The following is a 17,808-nucleotide window of genomic DNA, read 5'->3' as shown; positions in this document are numbered from 1 at the left end:
TTATAAACCGTTTTTACTACTTACTATGTCAAATTTAGCGCCCCAGTGTCAGCAACTGCAATCACAAGTCGAATCTATTTTACAACTGCTACACCAAGAAGCAGCTTTGCGTTCTCAAGATATTACATCTGTGCAGATATCTTTAGATAAAGCTATTTCTCCCAGATTTGAAATTGTGTTTGCAGGTGCTTTTAGTGCTGGTAAATCAATGTTAATTAATGCACTTTTAGAGAGAGAATTATTATATAGTGCAGAAGGACACGCGACTGGTACAGAATGCAAAATTGAATATGCACCAGCAAATGAAGAAAGAGTAGTTTTAACCTTTTTGAGTGAAGCAGAAATCAGAGAACAAGCGGTTTTTTTGTGTCAACAATTGGGATTTAATACCGTTAAAAATATCAATAAACAAGATGTAATTGATTTATTGCATCAAGGTTGTCAAGCAATTATTCAACAAGAGGGAGGAGAAAGTAAATCAGAACGTGCAAAACAAGCAAAAGCATTAATTTTATTGTTAGAAGGATATGTAGCAAACCGAGAACGCATCAATACCTTGAATAATGCGACATATTCAATGGAACAGTTTAATTTTATCAATCTCAAAGAAGCTGCGGAATATGCGCGAAGAGGTAGTAATAGTGCGGTTTTGAAACGAATTGAATATTATTGTTATCATCCGCTTTTAGAAGATGGTAATATCATTATTGATACACCAGGAATTGATGCACCAGTAGAGAAAGATGCACAATTAACTTATGCGAAAATTCAACATTCCGATACATCAGCAGTAGTCTGTGTTCTCAAACCTGCATCAGCAGGAGATATGACAAAAGAAGAAACAGAATTGTTGGAAACCATGCGGGAAAATGCAGGTATTAGAGATAGAGTTTTTTATATCTTCAACCGCATAGATGAAACTTGGTACAATAACCAACTCAAACAAAGATTAGAAGATTTAATTAATGGACAATTTCGAGATACGAGCAGGGTTTATAAAACCAGTGGTTTACTAGGTTTTTATGGTAGTCAATTGAAACAAACAACGAGATTAGATAGATTTGGTTTGGATTCGATTTTTGCAGAAAGTGTCAAAGGTTTAGATGCGAAAGAAGAAACACCACAATTTGTCAATGAATTTAATCGTTATTGTACTTCTGGGAAATTATCACCTAGTCAATTTAGAATTTCTGTTAACAGCTTTGAAACTCCTAATCAAAACTATGTGAGAATTTTAAGCGAACAGGGAACACCATTAATTAACCAACTGATTCAAGATAGCGGAATTGAAGAATTTCGCAGTTCAATTACACGCTATCTTACAGAAGAAAAACGTCCCCAGTTATTTAAAAACCTCGCAGATGACTTAGAAGATATTTGTATCAAAATCAAAAAACACTATCAAAGTGTACAAAGAGACTTAGATAGTCAACCGCGAGAAATCGAAAGTATGAAAGAATATGAGTTGCAAAAATTAAATCAGCAACTCCAGCAAGTCGGTAGAGATTTTCATCAACATATTAATGATGAAGTCAACAAAATCATTAATAATCATTGTGAGGACTTTGAAGCTGATTTTCGACAATTACAATCAAAAATGATTCGTCGTTTGGATGAGTTGCTAGATAGCTTTTCTGTAGCTGATGCTTATCGTCGTGCAACTTTGAGTCATCCCCGCAACGCAACTGCACCTTTATTAGCTATTTTAGTAGAGGCTTTTTATTATTTATCAAATCAGTTGGAAGACATTTTAATTGAATCTTGTGAACAAGTAATTGCTAATCTATTCCGACAGATAATGGAAAAGATTAGAAAATCAGAATATTACCGTCAATTGTATCGCTTATTAGGTAATGATGGGGGAATTGAACTGAAGATAAAAGAAATAGAAAAATTGATTTCTCAAGCTTTGGTAACTGCTGCTAGTGTGGAGTGCGATAGATTTGTGAGAGAAAGTCCCAGATTTTATGATGAAGGGACTTTTTCAATTTATCAATTTCGGCAAACATTACAACAAACATCCCAAGCTTACGACGCAGAAAGTATCAGAGATGCTGAACCTGCAATTAGACAATTATTGAAGTTAGATTTTGAACCAAAAGTTGAAGTTACCATTCGTAAATCTTTCCGTCAAACCATCAACCAAACTATCAAAACTCATTTATTACCAATGGGGGAAAAACAAGGAGATGAGATTTTACAACTCTATCCCCATGCTCGTGCTTATTTAGAGAAGACTTTGCAACAGGAAGCTGAGGAAAAGATTGCTAATAATCAACGTTTGTTAAATCAGGTTGAGGAGAAAATTCAGGAATATAATACAGCAGTTTTGGGAATTAATAGCTGTTTACAAGCAATGCAGTTATATGAACATCTTTTACCTGTGATTGGAGGGGAAGAGGTATAATGTTTTGGGTGAATACAGGGTTTTTCTGTGTTCACCATAGTTTAGATTTTTTTTTGCACGCAGAGACGCGGAGAGGAGGAAGAGATGGAAGATAATTTTAAGTTTATTGGTTGTAATGAAGATGATGCCATATCTTGTGGCAGTGCGATGTTTAAAATGCAGAAATTAAAGGAAAAAATCAATAATTTGTTCAATAAAAGTAAATTAGGAGAGGAATTAACAAATTCTTTCAAAAGTGAAAATTTATATTTAAATATTCCTGCAATAAATAGACAACATATAGGTAAGAAGGGTGTGATAACTGGAAGTTTGGATAGAATACTTTACGAAAAGTGGATTGATGAAGGAATACCATGTGAAATACTTAAATTACGTTCTGAAGGATGGCAAAAAGGAAAAGTCAAGATTAATCTAGAGATATCTATAGAATTTATTCCTGATGAACCAGAAATTGAAGAAATAAAAGAACCAGAATCACCGCTTGATGATTTACGACGTAAGCTAAATGAAGCTACATCATAAATTAGTTAGTCCACACAGGTGGACTTTGTTTGTGTAGATGCGATTTTTAATCGCAGTTTTTATATACTCATAAAAAAGCGTAAATAAGCAAAGGAAGAAAAGAGATGGAAGATAAATTTGAAATTCTAGATTCTGTGAAAACTGAGATTATACTAGACTTTAATGATTGCTTGTTCAAAACCAGTCAATTGCACTTAGCATTATTGAATATATTTTTAATTGGTGGTGGGTTAGATGAATTAGATAAGCAATTAAAATCTATAAACAGTCGAGTTTTACCTTCTGTAAAGAATACTGCTGATTGGATGATTAAGGGTGTTGATTGTCAGATTTTAAAACCTGGTGAAAATTGGCAAAAAGGAAAATTTAGAATGAAAATATCTCTAGAATTTTGTTCTGATGAACCAGAAATTGAAGAAACACCAGAAATAAAAGAACCAGAGTCACCACTTGATGATTTACGACGTAAGATAAACGAAGCTACATCATAAATTAATTAGTCCACCTGAGTAGACGCGATTTATAATTGTCTAAATCAGGACATCCTGATTCAGACAAAATATTAAATAAATGCCTAAAAAAATTAGAGAATTAAAACAAATGCTTTAACAAGCTGGTTTTATAGAAATTCCCGGTAAAGGAAGTCACACTAACTAGATACATCCATTATATAATGGAAAAATAACTATTTCTGGTAAAGATAGTACAGATGCCAAAAAGTATCAAGAAAAAGATGTCAAACAAGCTATTAAAGAAATAGAAGGTAAAACAGGAAATGATGAAACTTAAATATCAAATGATAATTCAATGGTCAGAAGAAGATAAGTGTTTCTTAGTAGGGTTTCCAGACTTTCCTGGACAAACTTGGCGGACACATGGAGACAATTATCAAGAAGCAGTTAATAATGGAATCGAGGCTTTAGAATCATTAGTAATCGCTTATCAAACAACAGGTGAAACCCTTCCACAACCAACATTTAATCAAGCTGCATAAATCAAATATCCCTGAATTATTGCCATAATCTTTGCATCTGATGAATAATTGATCATAATAAGTTGGGGAATTGTAAATCATGATTCCGACAAAAAACCACATCCATAAAATCCTGACAACTAACTATGATTCAACTTAAAAATAAACTTTCCCTTGAAGAATTTCTCTCACTTCCTGAAAGTGATAGTGTATATGAATTGGTGAATGGTGAAGCTGTACCTAAATATAAAAATGAGCAAATGTCTCCTAAATTTTTTCACGGTTCGACCACTGGATCACTATTGATAGTATTATCTAAATGGGCGCAAGAAAAAGGTCGCGTTGTTGTTGAATGGAGTGTAAAATTAACCAGAAATCAACAAGATTGGATACCCATACCTGATTTAACCTATGTTTCCTACCAACGTCTTCCCATTGACTGGTTAAAAGATGAAGCTTGTCCAGTTACACCAGAATTAGTAGTTGAAATTATTTCTCCTGGTCAAACTTTTGGAGATATGATTGAAAAAGCTAGTTATTATTTACAAGCTGGAATTTCCCTAGTTTGGGTAGTAGATACAATATCTCAAACTATCACAGTCTTCACATCTTCTTCTCTTCCTCTTACTTTTCGAGATCAGCAAATTATCAGTCACGAAGTATTACCAAATTTGCAAATTACACCGGATGAAATATTTAAAAATGCTGGTTTAAGGAAATAGAAGGAAAGGCAGAAAATTATGAATAAAACCCCACGTATCCCCATCCCCCCAGAAGTTAGAAACTATGTTTACCAAAGGGATAAATATCAATGTCAAAGCTGCGGTAAAACCTCCCAAGAAACTAACCTCAGTATTGATCACATTATCCCTTTGTTTCGTGGTGGAAAAAACGATATTAGCAATTTACAAACTCTCTGTTTAACTTGTAATAAAAGCAAAACCAATAAAATTGACAATCGTTTTCACCGACATTTTGACATTTAACCGAAAATGCAACCACTACGTGCAGGAATGTTAAAATCAGCATTTTGACCATTCCATTTTATTTCACCGTTTCCATATAGTAATGTTTGTGGTTGATTTTGTAGTTGACTATCATCAAAACTAGCTGTAACTGACTCATTACCCACATTTACCGCAATTATTAATTCCTCATTTCCCAAAGTTCGCGTAAACACATACAGCGTTCTTTCTGCATAAAGAACTTGATAATTTCCAATCCGCAAAGCTTCGTATTTATGACGTAGAGAAATTAATTGTTTATGAGTTTCCAGTATTTCTAGATTCCAATTTGCTTCTAACGGAAAACCACGACGACAATCTGGATCTAATGCACCAGTTAAACCAACTTCATCACCATAATACACACTTGGCGCACCAGGAAAAGTTAATAAAAGTAAAGTTGCTAATTCCACAGTTGCAATATCACCACCTGCAATGGTAATTAATCTGGCTGTATCGTGACTTGCGAGTAAATTAAGTTGTGTTAGCTGAATTTCCCAAGGATAAAGTTTTAATAAATCCTCTATTTTTTCCGCGTATTCAGCAGCAAATAATGGTGGATAGGTTTGATAATCACGTCCTTCTACTTGTTCTAAGTCTACGCGATCGCCAGCGGTAAAGGCAATAGTGGGACCCGTAAATAAATAATTCATCACCCCATCAAATTGAGTTCCATCCAACCACTCGCGGGAATCTGTCCACACTTCTCCTACAATATAAGCATCGGGATTTATGGCTTTTACTCTTTCCCTAAATTCTTGCCAAAAACCCGGAGTTTTAATTTCAAAAGGTACATCTAAACGCCATCCATCAATACCGCATTTTAGCCAATATTCGGCAATTTGCATAATGTACTCACGTACATCGGGGTTATCATGGTTAAATACTGGTAAAGAGCGAATTCCTGCCCATCCTACATAATTTGCAGGTGCATCACCTGTGTATGGTGCAAGTGGCCAACCTTCAATCTTAAACCAGTCTACCCAAGGTGAATGAGGTCCATTTTCTAATATGTCGTGAAAAAAGAATATCCCCCGACTTGCATGATTAAAAACGCCATCGAGAACTACTTTAATATTCCGTTGGTGTGCCGCATCTAGTAATTCTTTAAATGCTTCATTACCTCCTAAAATAGGATCTACTTGATAATAATCATGGGTATGATAGCGGTGATTACAAGCAGATTGAAAAATGGGTGTAAAGTAAATGGCGTTAATGCCTAAACTTTGAATATAGTCTAATTGTTCTAAAATCCCCCATAAATCTCCACCTTTATAACCTTGGAGTGTGGGGGAAGCATCCCAATTTTCCCATTTGGCATCATGTAATAAACGTTTATGTGGTTGTTTGCTTTTGGCAAATCTATCGGGGAAGATTTGGTAAAAAACGGCGTGTTTAACCCAGTCTGGTGTTTGAATTGGCATATTTACTAATAAATTATGAACCTGTGAATTTTAAATAAAAAGCGCCGCAGAAACATTGAAAAAATCTCCCAAAGCTTTAGCTTGTGCTTTGCTAATGGATCTTTTGCCATTCACAATTTCTGAAATTACACCCTTTGAACCTATAACTTCAACTAAATCTGCCTGTTTCAGTCCTCTTGCATCCATAAGATGTAATAGAATTTCTTGGGGAGATGCTGATTCTAGAGAAAATTGGGAATCTTCATATATTTCCACAAGAATAGAAAGCAATTCTAATAAAGAATTTTCCTCTAGAGAAAGTTCTTCTCCACATTCCATCAGCTTTTCTATAGATTCAATAGCAAGATTATACTCTTCCTCAGAAGTAATAACTTTAGGTTGGTATTGTTCTAAAAGAGAACCGTAGGTTTTCCTGTCCAGTGTAATAGTCATACTTCAATCACTTTTTACTCAATCAAGGTTTATACATTTTGTAACTGGGGAGATAATAACTCTCCTTCATTAAATTAATTACGTATCTTTCTTAGATGGTTTTTTGAATAAAGGATCATCTTTCCATTTGTTAGTTTCATATTCATCTAGGACTTACGCAAGATTGAACTCAAAACCTGATTCTTGCGTAGGGGTAATTCATGAATTACCCCTACTTCCGTTCTGTTTTGCGTAAGTCCTGTCATCATAGGTGAGAAGATATTTGTAATAAAATATTTTTGCTTGGAAGTTAAAACCTACAATTAAGCGATAAGGTTTAATATTAAAAATTAAAAATTTTTCTACTTTGTCTACAGAGCGGTCATAACTTTTTCGGATATCCTCTAAGTCCTGCCAGTCAGAGTTTTTAACTACTTTACACCAGGCTTTAACAGCTTGTTGTATATCTTGAGGGAATTTTTTAGCATCTTCTATAACATTTTGTCGTTTAATCAACCTCATAGGCTTTGAATAAATAGAATAATTATATGTTCACATATTGAGAACATAAAGTCAACTCTTCAAAGATAGCTTTTATTTAAGATTAGGTTAAAACGCGAATGCTAATTTACACCCATTCTCCCCCCCCTCACAAGGGTAGGTATTTTACATTGTCGTGAGGGCAAGACTTGGTGGACAAGGTAGACAAGGGAGGAAAACCGTACAGGATTATGTTTTTTTTGGTAAAGATAACACTCCGTCAAAAGACCATTTCGCGTCTAAAATCTTCCTTGTCTACAATACCTCCTTATCTTCCTAGTCCTGCCTTCACAGATAATATTAAAAACCTACCCCTGTGAGATCCTCCCCCCTTACACACCTCCAGTATCATTAATACATTAGTTCTACTTTATCCACCTAACCCCCTTCTCAAAAATTCTTCCCCAAGATTCTTTGATCCCCCCTTATCAGCTGCCACTCATAGTCCTAAACTGTAGGTGAGAGTTGAAAGGCAGTCTGGAGAAATTTTGTGAAAAAAGTTTTAGCAATCATACTTGGTGGGGGTGCGGGTACTCGGCTGTATCCGCTAACCAAACTCCGCGCTAAACCCGCAGTACCAGTGGCTGGGAAGTATCGCTTAATAGATATCCCAGTTAGCAACTGCATTAATTCAGAGATATTTAAAATCTACGTCCTGACCCAATTTAACTCAGCTTCTCTGAATCGTCACATTGCCCGCGCCTACAACTTCAGCGGCTTCAGTGATGGGTTTGTGGAAGTGTTAGCAGCACAGCAAACACCAGAAAACCCCAACTGGTTCCAAGGTACGGCTGATGCTGTGCGTCAGTACATCTGGATGTTACAGGATTGGGATGTAGACGAATTTCTGATTCTTTCTGGTGATCACCTCTACCGCATGGATTATCGTCAGTTTATCCAGCGTCACAGAGACACAAATGCTGATATTACACTTTCTGTAATTCCTATTGATGATCGTCGCGCCTCAGATTTTGGTTTGATGAAAATCGACAACTCTGGTAGGGTAATTGACTTTAGCGAAAAACCCAAAGGTGAAGCCTTAGCGCAAATGCGTGTCGATACTACTGTATTGGGTTTAACCAAAGAACAAGCCGAATTACAACCCTACATCGCCTCGATGGGGATTTATGTCTTTAAAAAAGATGTTTTGATCAAACTGTTGAAAGAATCTTTAGAACGGACTGATTTTGGTAAAGAAATTATTCCTGATGCCGCTAAGGATCACAACGTTCAAGCTTTCTTATTTGATGACTACTGGGAAGATATTGGAACAATTGAAGCTTTTTATGAGGCTAATTTAGCCCTGACTCAACAACCAATGCCGCCTTTTAGCTTCTACGATGAAGCAGCACCCATTTACACCCGCGCTCGTTATTTACCTCCCTCTAAATTGTTGAATTGTGATATTACAGAATCAATGATTGGCGAAGGTTGTATTTTGAAAAATTGCCGCATTCAGCATTCAGTTTTGGGAGTGCGATCGCGGATTGAATCAGGCTGTGTAATCGAAGAATCCCTACTCATGGGTGCAGACTATTACCAACCCTCTGTAGAACGCCAATGTAGCATAGGACAAGGTGACATCCCTGTAGGTATTGGCACAGATACCATCATTCGCCGAGCCATCATTGATAAAAATGCCCGCATTGGTCATGATGTGAAAATTATCAACAAAGATAACGTCCAAGAAGCTGAACGCGAAAAACAAGGCTTTTACATCCGTAGTGGGATTGTAGTTGTTCTCAAAAATGCCGTTATTCCTGATGGAACAGTTATTTAGTCACTGGTAATTGGTGGTAATGGGTAATTAGTAATTGGTAATTGGTAAACTTCTTACCTGTCACCAGTCCCCAGTCCCCAGTCACCTGTCCCCAGTCACCTGTCACCTGTCACCTGTCCCCAATGACTAAACTACTTTTGCTGATTGGTCTTCCTGGTAGCGGTAAATCAACATTGGCAGAACAATTATTGACAGAATGCCCCCAGATGCAGCTAATTTCCACAGATGCCATCCGGGGGCAGCTTTTTGGTGCAGAAGCAACTCAAGGACATTGGCTATTGATTTGGCGGGAAATAGAAAGACAATTTCAGCAAGCCACTACCGCAGGTATATTCACCATTTTCGATGCCACCAACGCTCAAAGACGACATCGCCGGGAAATCATAGAATTAGCCCGTGAAATCGGTTTTACTCACATTACTGGGCTATGGTTAAAAACTCCAGTTTGGCTGTGTTTAGCACGGAATAAAAAGCGTAACCGTCAAGTTCCTGAAGAAGTCATTTTACGAATGCACCGCCAACTCCGGGATGCTCCCCCTAGCCTAGAAGAAGGACTAGACGACCTTATTTACAAGGAGTCAGGTGGGGTTATGGGGTGATGGGGAGAAAAATCAAGTCAAAAGTCAAAAAACAGGGAATAGCGTGTAGGGTGTAGAGTGATGGTAAGAAATATTTACCTCCTGCCTTATGCCTCCTGCCTCCTGCCTCCTCAAAAGTACGGTAATTTCGCTGGCACTATGAGCGACAAACACACTTTATTTTTGATATTCTTTGCTAATTTAAGATCATAATCCTGTTCCCAGGCATTAGACTTGGCAAACAGTAAATCTCAAATCTTAGAAAAAAACATAACCTAAATTTTTACAGGAGGCTGGTAGATGGCTGCAACCGACTTTAAAGACTATTACTCAATTTTAGGAATTAGTAAAACTGCCAGTCCAGAAGAAATTAAACAAGCTTTTCGTAAACTAGCCCGCAAGTTCCATCCTGACGTTAACCCCGGTAACAAGCAAGCAGAGGCAAAATTTAAAGAAGTTAACGAAGCTTACGAAGTTCTATCCGACCCAGATAAACGCAAAAAATATGACCAATACGGTCAATACTGGAAGCAGGTAGGTGAAGGCTTCCCTGGTGGTGGTGCTGCTGGTGCTGATATGGGCGGCTTTGACTTCAGTCAATACGGCAGCTTTAATGATTTTATCAATGATTTATTTGGTAGTGCAGGACCCCGTACTGGCAGACAAGGTTACTCTTATCGCACCTCCACAGGTAGACCAGGTGCAGGTTATGGCGGTTTTAATGATTTTGGTTTTCAAGATGCTGGTGCTGGTGCAGCCCAAGATAGCGAAGCTGTAATTAGCTTAACTTTTGCAGAAGCATTCGCTGGGGTTCAAAAACGCTTCAATTTGGGTAACGAAACCATTGATGTTCGCATCCCCGCAGGTGCAAAAACTGGTACTCGTCTGCGGGTGCGGGGCAAAGGTCAAGTTAACCCCATGACTCAACAACGGGGAGATTTGTATTTAAAGATAGAACTACAACCCCATTCTTTTTTCCAAATAGAGGGTGATAATCTCGTTTGTGAAGTGCTAATTACCCCGGATGAAGCTACCCTGGGTGCTGCTATTGATGTACCCACACCGGATGGTAATGTCAATGTTAAGCTACCTGCGGGAGTCCGTTCTGGTCAGTCTCTGCGCTTACGTGGTAAGGGTTGGCCTCTAGCTAAGGGTGGACGTGGTGATCAGATGGTGAAGGTAGCGATCGCACCCCCAAAAGACCTCACCCCACAGGAGCGAGAATATTATGAGAAACTCCGGGCTATCCGTACTTACAACCCCCGCAGTCATTTGGCACAGGTTAAATTATAAAACAAGGGTGTAGGGGAAGAAAAACAGTTTCTTTCTTTCCCCTATTGCTAATACAGCAGAATATGGCTTACGCCACGCTACGCTATCAGTAGTCAGGAGTAAAACTGGTTTACTGTCTGGCTTTGAATTGCGATTCTGTACTTCATTAATCTGAAATCTGCTGTATTTTATTAAAAATAAACTGTTAAAATTTTTAATATTAATTTGGATTTTACAACCAGGAAATTATTTTTTTGATTATCAGTTGGATGAAAGCAAGATCAGCACTTCGACACACACTTTTTTAATACCACATAAGCCAGATAGCCTACGCCACAAAGAGTACGATAAATAATCGTTTAATCGTTTTTTAACCTCTTATTAATTTCAAAGAAACTCCTCTCCTAGATAATTGAGTTTGGTTATTTACAACGAAATAAACCTCCTCCAAAATATTAGGGAGTATACTTTGAATCTATCGAGACGTAAGTTTTTTACGATGGCAGGGGCATCGGCGGCAGGTGCTGTTCTTCTATCTCCTTTGCAAGCCTTCTATGCCAAACGCGCGATCGCAGCAGGTCCATACGGCAATTTAGTTCCTGACCCATTAGGAGTATTAGATTTACCACCTGGATTCACCTACCGCAGACTGTCGGAAACAGGTCAAACGATGAATGATGCTTACAAGGTACCAGGTGGTCATGATGGTATGGGTGCCTTTTCAGATTCCAACGGCAATACAATTCTAATTCGCAACCACGAACTTGCGCCCTCCTCTAGTAACGGTTTGGGCGCTCCCAATAACAAGAAGTACAACACAAAGGCGAGGGGCGGTTGCACTAAATTGGTTGTTAATCCTTCCGGCATCTTGCTAGATCATCGGGGAGTCCTAGCAGGAACTATTCGTAATTGTGCTGGTGGTCTTACGCCTTGGGGATCTTGGTTAAGCTGTGAGGAAACCTTTGAAACCAATAACACCAAGAAGCATGGCTATGTTTTTGAAGTACCCAGTAGCGCAACCACTTTTGTCACCCCCGTCCCACTAACAGCAATGGGGCGTTTTAATCACGAGGCTGCTGCTGTAGACCCGAACACAGGGTATATCTACATGACGGAAGACAGGGGAGACGGGCTTTTCTACCGCTTCATTCCTAACCAAAGCAACAACCTGAGTGCTGGCGGCTTGCTATATGGTTTAAAGATTACAGGGTTGCCTGGAGTCAACACAGCTACGGGTTTCCCACAAAATCTGCCTAGAGCGGTGGAATGGGTACAGATTAACAATCCTGATCCCACCTCTGATACCGTCAGAATAGAAGGGTATAACAATGGTGCCGCTAGGTTTTCAGGTGGGGAAGGCATCTTTTATGGCAGTGGTTATGTCTACTTCACTTGCAAGAGTGGGGGTAGTTCTGGAGATGGGCAGATATGGCGTTATTCGCCCACTAACAATACTGTTGAACTCTATATTGAACCTAACAATTCTGGTGTACTGGACAATCCAGACAATATTGTGGTTTTCCCCAACCGGGACATCTTCCTCTGTGAAGATGGGGATGGAACAGATTACATTCTGGGCATCACTCCCAGTGGCAGTCTTTACAAGTTTGCCAAGAATGCCCTCAACACATCAGAGTTCGCTGGGGTTTGCTTCTCCCCCGATGGTCAGACGATGTTTGTCAACATACAGAGTCCAGGCATAACCTTTGCTATCTGGGGACCTTGGTAAACCTACGTCCTGTATTAAGCTGTTGTGCATTTAATTTGTATAAGTCTAACGGGCAAGATGCCCGCACCACAAGACTTAACTATATAGGGTTTGCTGAGAAAGTCTTCTGGTAGGGGCTAGGAGTCAGGAGTCAGGAGTCAGAATTAGAAGCAGCTAAAAATGGTTTATCTAGAGGTAAAAGTTAGCAGTTTTTGATGGTTTTAATGTCTATTGCTTGCACCTTCTTACCCTTTTTTACCCCTGAATCCCTTGATTCATCTAGGTTTTATGTTTATTCAGCAAGCCCTATATAAGGATAATAAAATTTAGCTGCGTAACAGCTTACCCTAGTTAGGGTGTAGGGGTGTAGGGGAAAAAATAAACTCTCGCCTTTCAATACTACTCGGTTAAGGATTTTGACTTTTTCTTTGAGGCAGGCAGAGGAGCAGGGAGAACGGAGCAGGGAGAGAAGTTTGCATTTTTTTCCCCTGCCCCCTGCTCCCCGCTCCCATGCAGTCTAAACAAGGGATTTGGGTTTAACCGAGCAGTATTGTCTCGCCTTTGGCTTTTGAATTTTTATCTATTTTCTGTCCCCTATCACCTGCTAAATTATCCCATTCTCGCCATTAACAGTTTCCGAAAACCTTCTATCATTTCTGGTGTCGCTTGGGTAGTTTGCCATGCTGGACGTACAACCAATCGCTCGCACCAAGCATTCAGTTTTGGATAGTCATCTAAGGAAATACCAGCTTTCGGCAACCATGGTACTATACTTCCCGCTACAACTTCGGCTAAAGTTAGGTTCTCACTGCCAAAGTATGGACGCTCATCAAGCAAGTTCTCGAAAAAATTCAATGATGTGGTAATTTTTATCTGAGCCTGCTCAATTGCTTCTGCATTTTTTCCTGGTAAATTAAACATTACTGACATCAGTGGTGTCAGGGCAGGTAATAATTCATTAACACAAACCATTTCTACCATTCGCACAATTGCTAAATCTTTGGCATCTTTTGGCAACATTGTCGGCGTTGGATATTTAGCTTCTAAATAATCTAAAATTGCCAATGATTCTACTACATTAAAACCGTCATCTACTAAAGCTGGAATGTGGTGGAAAGGGTTAATCGCTAAAAATTCTGGTTTAAACTGTTCTCCATTTAGTTTAACTTCTACCAGTTCAAAATCTAGTCCTTTTTCTAGCAGTGTAATCCAGACTCGGCGTGAATTTGGAGAAATCGGCAAATGATAAAGTCTTAACATGAAAATAACCCACAAGTTTAATTATTAATTAAATCTTTCTAGCAATGTCTCTACACTAGCATTATGATCCAAAAATGAAAATAAATGCCTATAGAGTAATTTCCCATCTTTATCTAAGACAAACTGCGCTGGTAAAGGCGCTCCTAACGCTTGTCCTACTTGATAAGTCCTAAAAACATGACAGCTAGGGTCACTCAATAAAGGCATTTTTAAGCCCAAGTCTTTAACTACTACTTGACTTTGCTTTTTATCGGTGCTAGTAATCATAAAAACTTCTATACCCCTATTTGTAAACTCCTCATAATTTTCATTTAAGGCTTTAATATGGGGATAGCAAAAAGGGCAATATTGCTTTTCTGTAAAAATCCTTGTAAATGCCAGAAGAACAGGTTGTTTACCACGATAATCTGATAATTTAACCGTGCGATTATTGGTAATATCTGTTAATTTAAAATCTGGCGTTCCTACTCCCAACCTCAACTCATCGAGTGCAGGTTTAGGTAAAAGATTGCGGAAGAATCGCTCATTAAATAAACCTGTAAAATCTGTTGATGTCAACATAAATAATTAAAAATTAGAAGTTAATGGGGGATTGGTGGTTGGTAAAAACTCTTACCCAGTCACCAGTCCCCAGTCCCCAGTCCCCTAGACTGCTGCGAAGTAAACTTTGGACTTCACAGGGTCGGGAACCATTGTTTTTTCACCAGGTTGCCAACCAGCAGGACAAACTTCATCGGGGTGAGATTGAACGTGCTGGATAGCTTGTAATGTACGCAATGTTTCTTCTACACTGCGTCCAAAAGCTAGATTATTGATAGTAGCGTGCTGGATAACACCATCTTTGTCAATGATAAACAAACCACGCAAAGCAATACCAGCAGCGGGGTCGAGAACGTTGTAAGCGGCGCTAATTTCTTTTTTGATGTCGGAAACCAGGGGATAATTTAAATCACCAACACCACCAGATTTACGATCTGTTTGAATCCAAGCGAGGTGAGAAAATTCGCTATCAACAGAAACACCGAGAACTTCTGTGTTAAGCTTCTTGAATTCTTCGTAGCGATCGCTAAATGCTGTGATCTCAGTGGGGCAAACAAAGGTAAAGTCTAAAGGGTAGAAAAACAAAACGACATACTTACCGCGATAGTCGGAAAGTTTGATTGTCTTAAATTCCTGATCTAATACAGCTGTTGCTGTGAAATCGGGAGCCTGTTGACCAACACGAAGGCATCCTTCTGTTCCGTAAGTGAGCGTCATTAACCTAGTTCTCCTTCAACTTATATCCATTTTTTAGCGTGGGAATTCGGGGCAACTAAAACTCACCCTTCCACACTTGTCACAGTTTGATTACGATCTGTTACGACTATATCATAGTCATTACGAATTTGAGTAGCCGATGACTGATTTAGATGCTAGAGAATGGTTATTAACCAATGGGTTGGGTGGTTTTGCCAGTGGTACAGTTTCGGATGTGCATACAAGGACTTATCATGGGTGGTTATTTGCTGCTACAAATCCACCTTCAGGAAGAAAATTACTACTTTCTCACTTGGAAGCAAGTTTAGAAATACCGGGAAAAGTCATAGCACTGGGGACAAATTTGTGGGGTAGTAATGAAATTGAACCAACAGGCTATAAGTTTCTGCACCATTTCGATATTAACCCAGTTCCCAAATGGGTTTGGAGTGGGGATAACTGGCAGTTATCTAGAAAGCTAGTGATGCCAAATGGGAATTGGGAAAGGCAGGGGAGCAGCACTTCGGCTTACTTCGACTGCGCTCAGTACAAGTCGCTCAGTGACCAGGAGCAGGGAGCAGGGGGAGAAGATTTTTCCCAATCACCCATTACCCAGAGAATTTTGATTCAATATCAGTATGAGGGGAAGGATTCAGGGATTTTAAGGTTAAGGCTGTTAATAGGCGATCGCGATTTTCATCATCAGCAAATTGGGAGTGAAAAAATACAGTTTTCTCAATTACTCAGTCAACAGCTAATCTGTCTGCAAATGAAGAATGCTGGCCAATTTGGTACACCTTGGCATCTGCGCTGGACGCAAGGAGACTATCAAGCGGATGAAGTGTGGTATTGGAATTATAGTTTACCAGCAGAAACAAAACGGGGATTAGGCGATCGCCAAGACCTTTATAGTCCTGGTTATTTAATAGTTAACCTCCAACCAGGAGATACAGTCACCCTAGAAGCCAAAGTAGGTTTACCCGACTCTCAACAACCGATTCTCTCACCCGACAGCTTTGCAGAAGCAGTAGACGCAGAACAAGAAAGACTGGCTCAAATTTTTGCTTGGAGAGAAGAAGCAGGGGAGCAGGGAGCAGGGCGCAGGGGTGCAGAGGAGCAGAGGAGCAGAGGAGCAGAGGAGCAGGGGCGCAGGGGCGCAGGAGCGCAGGGGAATAATTACCAATTACCAATTACCAATCACCAATCACCAATTTGGCAACAACTGCTTAAAGCCAGTGATCAATTTATTGTCTATCGTGCTTCTATAGCTGGTCCTACAGTGATTGCTGGATATCACTGGTTTAATGATTGGGGAAGAGATACTTTAATTGCTTTACCAGGATTGACACTAGTTACTCAACGCTTTGATTTAGCAAAAGGACTGTTAAAGACTTTTGGCCGTTACTGTCGTCATGGACTGATACCCAATGCCTTTCCTGATGTTGATAGCGAACCGTTTTACAACAGTATTGATGCGGCTTTGTGGTGGATTGAAAGTTTAGGACTTTACTTAGAAGCTACTCAAGATTGGCAGTTTTTATTAGAGCAGTTCCCAGTTGTGCAGCAAATTCATAAAGCTTTTATTGGCGGTACTCGCTACAATATCCAGATGGATGCTATTGATGAGCTAATTTGTTGGGATGCTCAAGGTGTAGCTCTGACTTGGATGGATGCTGTGGTGGAAGGATTACCTGTTACACCTCGTCGCGGTAAGGCAGTAGAAATCAATGCTCTGTGGTATTCGGCTTTATGTTGGTTGAGTCAGTGGGCAGAACGTTTGAGCCACATAGATATAGATCATTCTATCCGTTTAAGTCATCAAGGGCAACGCTATGCACAGCAAGCAGAACAGGTAAAAGCTTCTTTGCAAAAGTTCTGGAATCCGCAGCTAGGTTATTTATACGATATTATTGACCTGGATGATCGCCGGAATTCGCAAGTTCGCCCCAATGCTGTTTTGGCTTTATCTCTGCATCATTGCGCTTTTTCACCACAGCAGGCACAACAAGTATTAGATTTGGCAACTTCTCGATTATTGACTCCTTACGGTTTGCGAAGTCTTGATCCAAATGATCCAGAATATGTAGGCATATATGAGGGCAATTCGCAAAAACGCGATCGCGCTTATCATCAAGGTACTGTTTGGACTTGGTTAATAGGTGCCTATATCCGGGCTTGGGAGCGTTTTTACCCGGAGAAAACATTACCTTTTGATTGGGAACCGCTTTTAGAACATTTCTTGTCTGGTGGTTGTCTGGGTTCGATTTCGGAAATTTTTGATGGTGATGCACCGCATATATCTAGAGGTGCGATCGCTCAAGCTTGGTCTGTGGCTGAGGTGATTCGTCATTTTAGATGATTGCTAGTGGGAAATAAAAATTAATTCTCACGATAGAAGGCGGTCATAAATAACAGTTTTAGCTTAAAAAGTAGATATATATCACTTACGATTATGTAAGCAGAATTTTATGCCTACTCAATCAGAAGAAGGACGTGAACATCATCGCGGGCCAGACAAAGGTGAAGCTTATGGAGTAGCAGCAGTAACTCAAGCACTTTCAGGTATATAGTTTAAATAACAAAAATATAGTTAGATATAGTCAAACATAGTCATTTGTGTTATAGTTGAAGCTGAAAAATATGGACTAAAAAGAAAGAGAAACACAGAGTGTATTGTTAAGCACAAGGAGTTA

Annotated in this window: 17 protein-coding genes; 11 read left to right on the top strand and 6 right to left on the bottom strand. The window is 39.2% G+C overall.

All coding sequences use genetic code 11. The features are described 5' to 3' along the window. Positions 1 to 25: 25 nt before the first annotated feature. From H6G06_RS03825 to H6G06_RS03800, 6 genes are all read left to right on the top strand, one after another. Complete coding sequence (locus H6G06_RS03825) at positions 26 to 2,407, top strand: dynamin-like GTPase family protein (RefSeq protein WP_190557288.1); 2,382 nt, start codon at positions 26 to 28, stop codon at positions 2,405 to 2,407. An 84-nt stretch (positions 2,408 to 2,491) separates the two neighbouring features. Next, entirely contained in the window at positions 2,492 to 2,929 is a 438-nt protein-coding gene (locus H6G06_RS03820) for a KGK domain-containing protein (RefSeq protein ID WP_190557286.1), read from the top strand. A 104-nt stretch (positions 2,930 to 3,033) separates the two neighbouring features. Continuing rightward, on the top strand, positions 3,034 to 3,420 hold the full coding sequence (locus tag H6G06_RS03815; protein ID WP_190557284.1) for a KGK domain-containing protein: 387 nt from the start codon (positions 3,034 to 3,036) through the stop codon (positions 3,418 to 3,420). 284 nt (positions 3,421 to 3,704) lie between these two features. Then, positions 3,705 to 3,923 (top strand): type II toxin-antitoxin system HicB family antitoxin, encoded by a 219-nt coding sequence (locus H6G06_RS03810; RefSeq protein ID WP_190557282.1) that lies wholly within the window; start codon positions 3,705 to 3,707, stop codon positions 3,921 to 3,923. Between the two features lie 125 nt (positions 3,924 to 4,048). Next, positions 4,049 to 4,624, top strand: a complete 576-nt coding sequence (locus H6G06_RS03805; RefSeq protein ID WP_190557280.1) for a Uma2 family endonuclease — start codon at positions 4,049 to 4,051, stop codon at positions 4,622 to 4,624. A gap of 18 nt (positions 4,625 to 4,642) precedes the next feature. Beyond that, positions 4,643 to 4,888 carry an HNH endonuclease gene (locus H6G06_RS03800; protein WP_190557279.1) on the top strand — a complete coding sequence of 82 codons (246 nt, stop codon included), beginning with the start codon at positions 4,643 to 4,645 and terminating at the stop codon, positions 4,886 to 4,888. On the opposite strand, the gene H6G06_RS03795 is transcribed toward H6G06_RS03800, so the two are convergent. The 3 genes from H6G06_RS03795 to H6G06_RS03785 form a co-directional block, all read right to left on the bottom strand. Beyond that, positions 4,885 to 6,330, bottom strand: coding sequence for a glycoside hydrolase family 13 protein (locus tag H6G06_RS03795; protein ID WP_190557277.1), 1,446 nt, complete (start codon positions 6,328 to 6,330; stop codon positions 4,885 to 4,887). The genes H6G06_RS03800 and H6G06_RS03795 overlap by 4 nt on opposite strands. A gap of 30 nt (positions 6,331 to 6,360) precedes the next feature. After that, positions 6,361 to 6,762: a helix-turn-helix domain-containing protein gene (locus H6G06_RS03790; RefSeq protein WP_190557275.1), complete on the bottom strand. Its 402-nt coding sequence runs from the start codon at positions 6,760 to 6,762 to the stop codon at positions 6,361 to 6,363. A gap of 198 nt (positions 6,763 to 6,960) precedes the next feature. Then, positions 6,961 to 7,263: a type II toxin-antitoxin system HigB family toxin gene (locus tag H6G06_RS03785; protein WP_190557273.1), complete on the bottom strand. Its 303-nt coding sequence runs from the start codon at positions 7,261 to 7,263 to the stop codon at positions 6,961 to 6,963. Positions 7,264 to 7,771: 508 nt separating this feature from the next. Here H6G06_RS03785 and H6G06_RS03780 point away from each other — a divergent pair. The 4 genes from H6G06_RS03780 to H6G06_RS03765 all read left to right on the top strand — a co-directional run bounded on the left by H6G06_RS03780 (position 7,772) and on the right by H6G06_RS03765 (position 12,640). Beyond that, positions 7,772 to 9,061: a glucose-1-phosphate adenylyltransferase gene (locus H6G06_RS03780; RefSeq protein ID WP_190557271.1), complete on the top strand. Its 1,290-nt coding sequence runs from the start codon at positions 7,772 to 7,774 to the stop codon at positions 9,059 to 9,061. 122 nt (positions 9,062 to 9,183) lie between these two features. Continuing rightward, positions 9,184 to 9,660, top strand: a complete 477-nt coding sequence (locus H6G06_RS03775) for an AAA family ATPase (protein WP_190557269.1) — start codon at positions 9,184 to 9,186, stop codon at positions 9,658 to 9,660. A gap of 279 nt (positions 9,661 to 9,939) precedes the next feature. Then, on the top strand, positions 9,940 to 10,932 hold the full coding sequence (locus H6G06_RS03770) for a DnaJ C-terminal domain-containing protein (protein WP_190557267.1): 993 nt from the start codon (positions 9,940 to 9,942) through the stop codon (positions 10,930 to 10,932). A 448-nt stretch (positions 10,933 to 11,380) separates the two neighbouring features. Then, positions 11,381 to 12,640 carry an alkaline phosphatase PhoX gene (locus tag H6G06_RS03765; RefSeq protein ID WP_190557265.1) on the top strand — a complete coding sequence of 420 codons (1,260 nt, stop codon included), beginning with the start codon at positions 11,381 to 11,383 and terminating at the stop codon, positions 12,638 to 12,640. A 588-nt stretch (positions 12,641 to 13,228) separates the two neighbouring features. Here H6G06_RS03765 and H6G06_RS03760 read toward each other — a convergent pair. From H6G06_RS03760 to H6G06_RS03750, 3 genes are all read right to left on the bottom strand, one after another. Next, positions 13,229 to 13,879, bottom strand: coding sequence for a glutathione S-transferase family protein (locus tag H6G06_RS03760; RefSeq protein WP_190557263.1), 651 nt, complete (start codon positions 13,877 to 13,879; stop codon positions 13,229 to 13,231). A 24-nt stretch (positions 13,880 to 13,903) separates the two neighbouring features. Continuing rightward, positions 13,904 to 14,440 (bottom strand): peroxiredoxin family protein, encoded by a 537-nt coding sequence (locus H6G06_RS03755; RefSeq protein ID WP_190557261.1) that lies wholly within the window; start codon positions 14,438 to 14,440, stop codon positions 13,904 to 13,906. Between the two features lie 84 nt (positions 14,441 to 14,524). Beyond that, the gene (locus tag H6G06_RS03750) at positions 14,525 to 15,136 is read right to left on the bottom strand and encodes a peroxiredoxin (RefSeq protein ID WP_190557259.1); all 612 of its coding nucleotides are present in this window, start codon (positions 15,134 to 15,136) and stop codon (positions 14,525 to 14,527) included. Between the two features lie 139 nt (positions 15,137 to 15,275). Between H6G06_RS03750 and H6G06_RS03745 the strand changes: the two genes are divergently transcribed. Next, positions 15,276 to 17,474, top strand: a complete 2,199-nt coding sequence (locus H6G06_RS03745; RefSeq protein WP_190557257.1) for an amylo-alpha-1,6-glucosidase — start codon at positions 15,276 to 15,278, stop codon at positions 17,472 to 17,474. Positions 17,475 to 17,808: the final 334 nt, after the last annotated feature.

It is taken from the genome of Anabaena sphaerica FACHB-251 (assembly GCF_014696825.1).
Taxonomy (GTDB): Bacteria; Cyanobacteriota; Cyanobacteriia; order Cyanobacteriales; family Nostocaceae; genus RDYJ01.
This window is presented reverse-complemented; position numbering and strand designations above follow the sequence as displayed.

Excerpts from the sequence above, each read along its gene's own strand:
- H6G06_RS03825 (WP_190557288.1), top strand. The coding sequence starts at position 26 with ATGTCAAATTTAGCGCCCCAGTGTCAGCAACTGCAATCACAAGTCGAA.
- H6G06_RS03820 (WP_190557286.1), top strand. The coding sequence starts at position 2,492 with ATGGAAGATAATTTTAAGTTTATTGGTTGTAATGAAGATGATGCCATA.
- H6G06_RS03815 (WP_190557284.1), top strand. The coding sequence starts at position 3,034 with ATGGAAGATAAATTTGAAATTCTAGATTCTGTGAAAACTGAGATTATA.
- H6G06_RS03810 (WP_190557282.1), top strand. The coding sequence starts at position 3,705 with ATGATGAAACTTAAATATCAAATGATAATTCAATGGTCAGAAGAAGAT.
- H6G06_RS03805 (WP_190557280.1), top strand. The coding sequence starts at position 4,049 with ATGATTCAACTTAAAAATAAACTTTCCCTTGAAGAATTTCTCTCACTT.
- H6G06_RS03800 (WP_190557279.1), top strand. The coding sequence starts at position 4,643 with ATGAATAAAACCCCACGTATCCCCATCCCCCCAGAAGTTAGAAACTAT.
- H6G06_RS03795 (WP_190557277.1), bottom strand. The coding sequence starts at position 6,330 with ATGCCAATTCAAACACCAGACTGGGTTAAACACGCCGTTTTTTACCAA.
- H6G06_RS03790 (WP_190557275.1), bottom strand. The coding sequence starts at position 6,762 with ATGACTATTACACTGGACAGGAAAACCTACGGTTCTCTTTTAGAACAA.
- H6G06_RS03785 (WP_190557273.1), bottom strand. The coding sequence starts at position 7,263 with ATGAGGTTGATTAAACGACAAAATGTTATAGAAGATGCTAAAAAATTC.
- H6G06_RS03775 (WP_190557269.1), top strand. The coding sequence starts at position 9,184 with ATGACTAAACTACTTTTGCTGATTGGTCTTCCTGGTAGCGGTAAATCA.
- H6G06_RS03770 (WP_190557267.1), top strand. The coding sequence starts at position 9,940 with ATGGCTGCAACCGACTTTAAAGACTATTACTCAATTTTAGGAATTAGT.
- H6G06_RS03760 (WP_190557263.1), bottom strand. The coding sequence starts at position 13,879 with ATGTTAAGACTTTATCATTTGCCGATTTCTCCAAATTCACGCCGAGTC.
- H6G06_RS03755 (WP_190557261.1), bottom strand. The coding sequence starts at position 14,440 with ATGTTGACATCAACAGATTTTACAGGTTTATTTAATGAGCGATTCTTC.
- H6G06_RS03750 (WP_190557259.1), bottom strand. The coding sequence starts at position 15,136 with ATGACGCTCACTTACGGAACAGAAGGATGCCTTCGTGTTGGTCAACAG.
- H6G06_RS03745 (WP_190557257.1), top strand. The coding sequence starts at position 15,276 with ATGACTGATTTAGATGCTAGAGAATGGTTATTAACCAATGGGTTGGGT.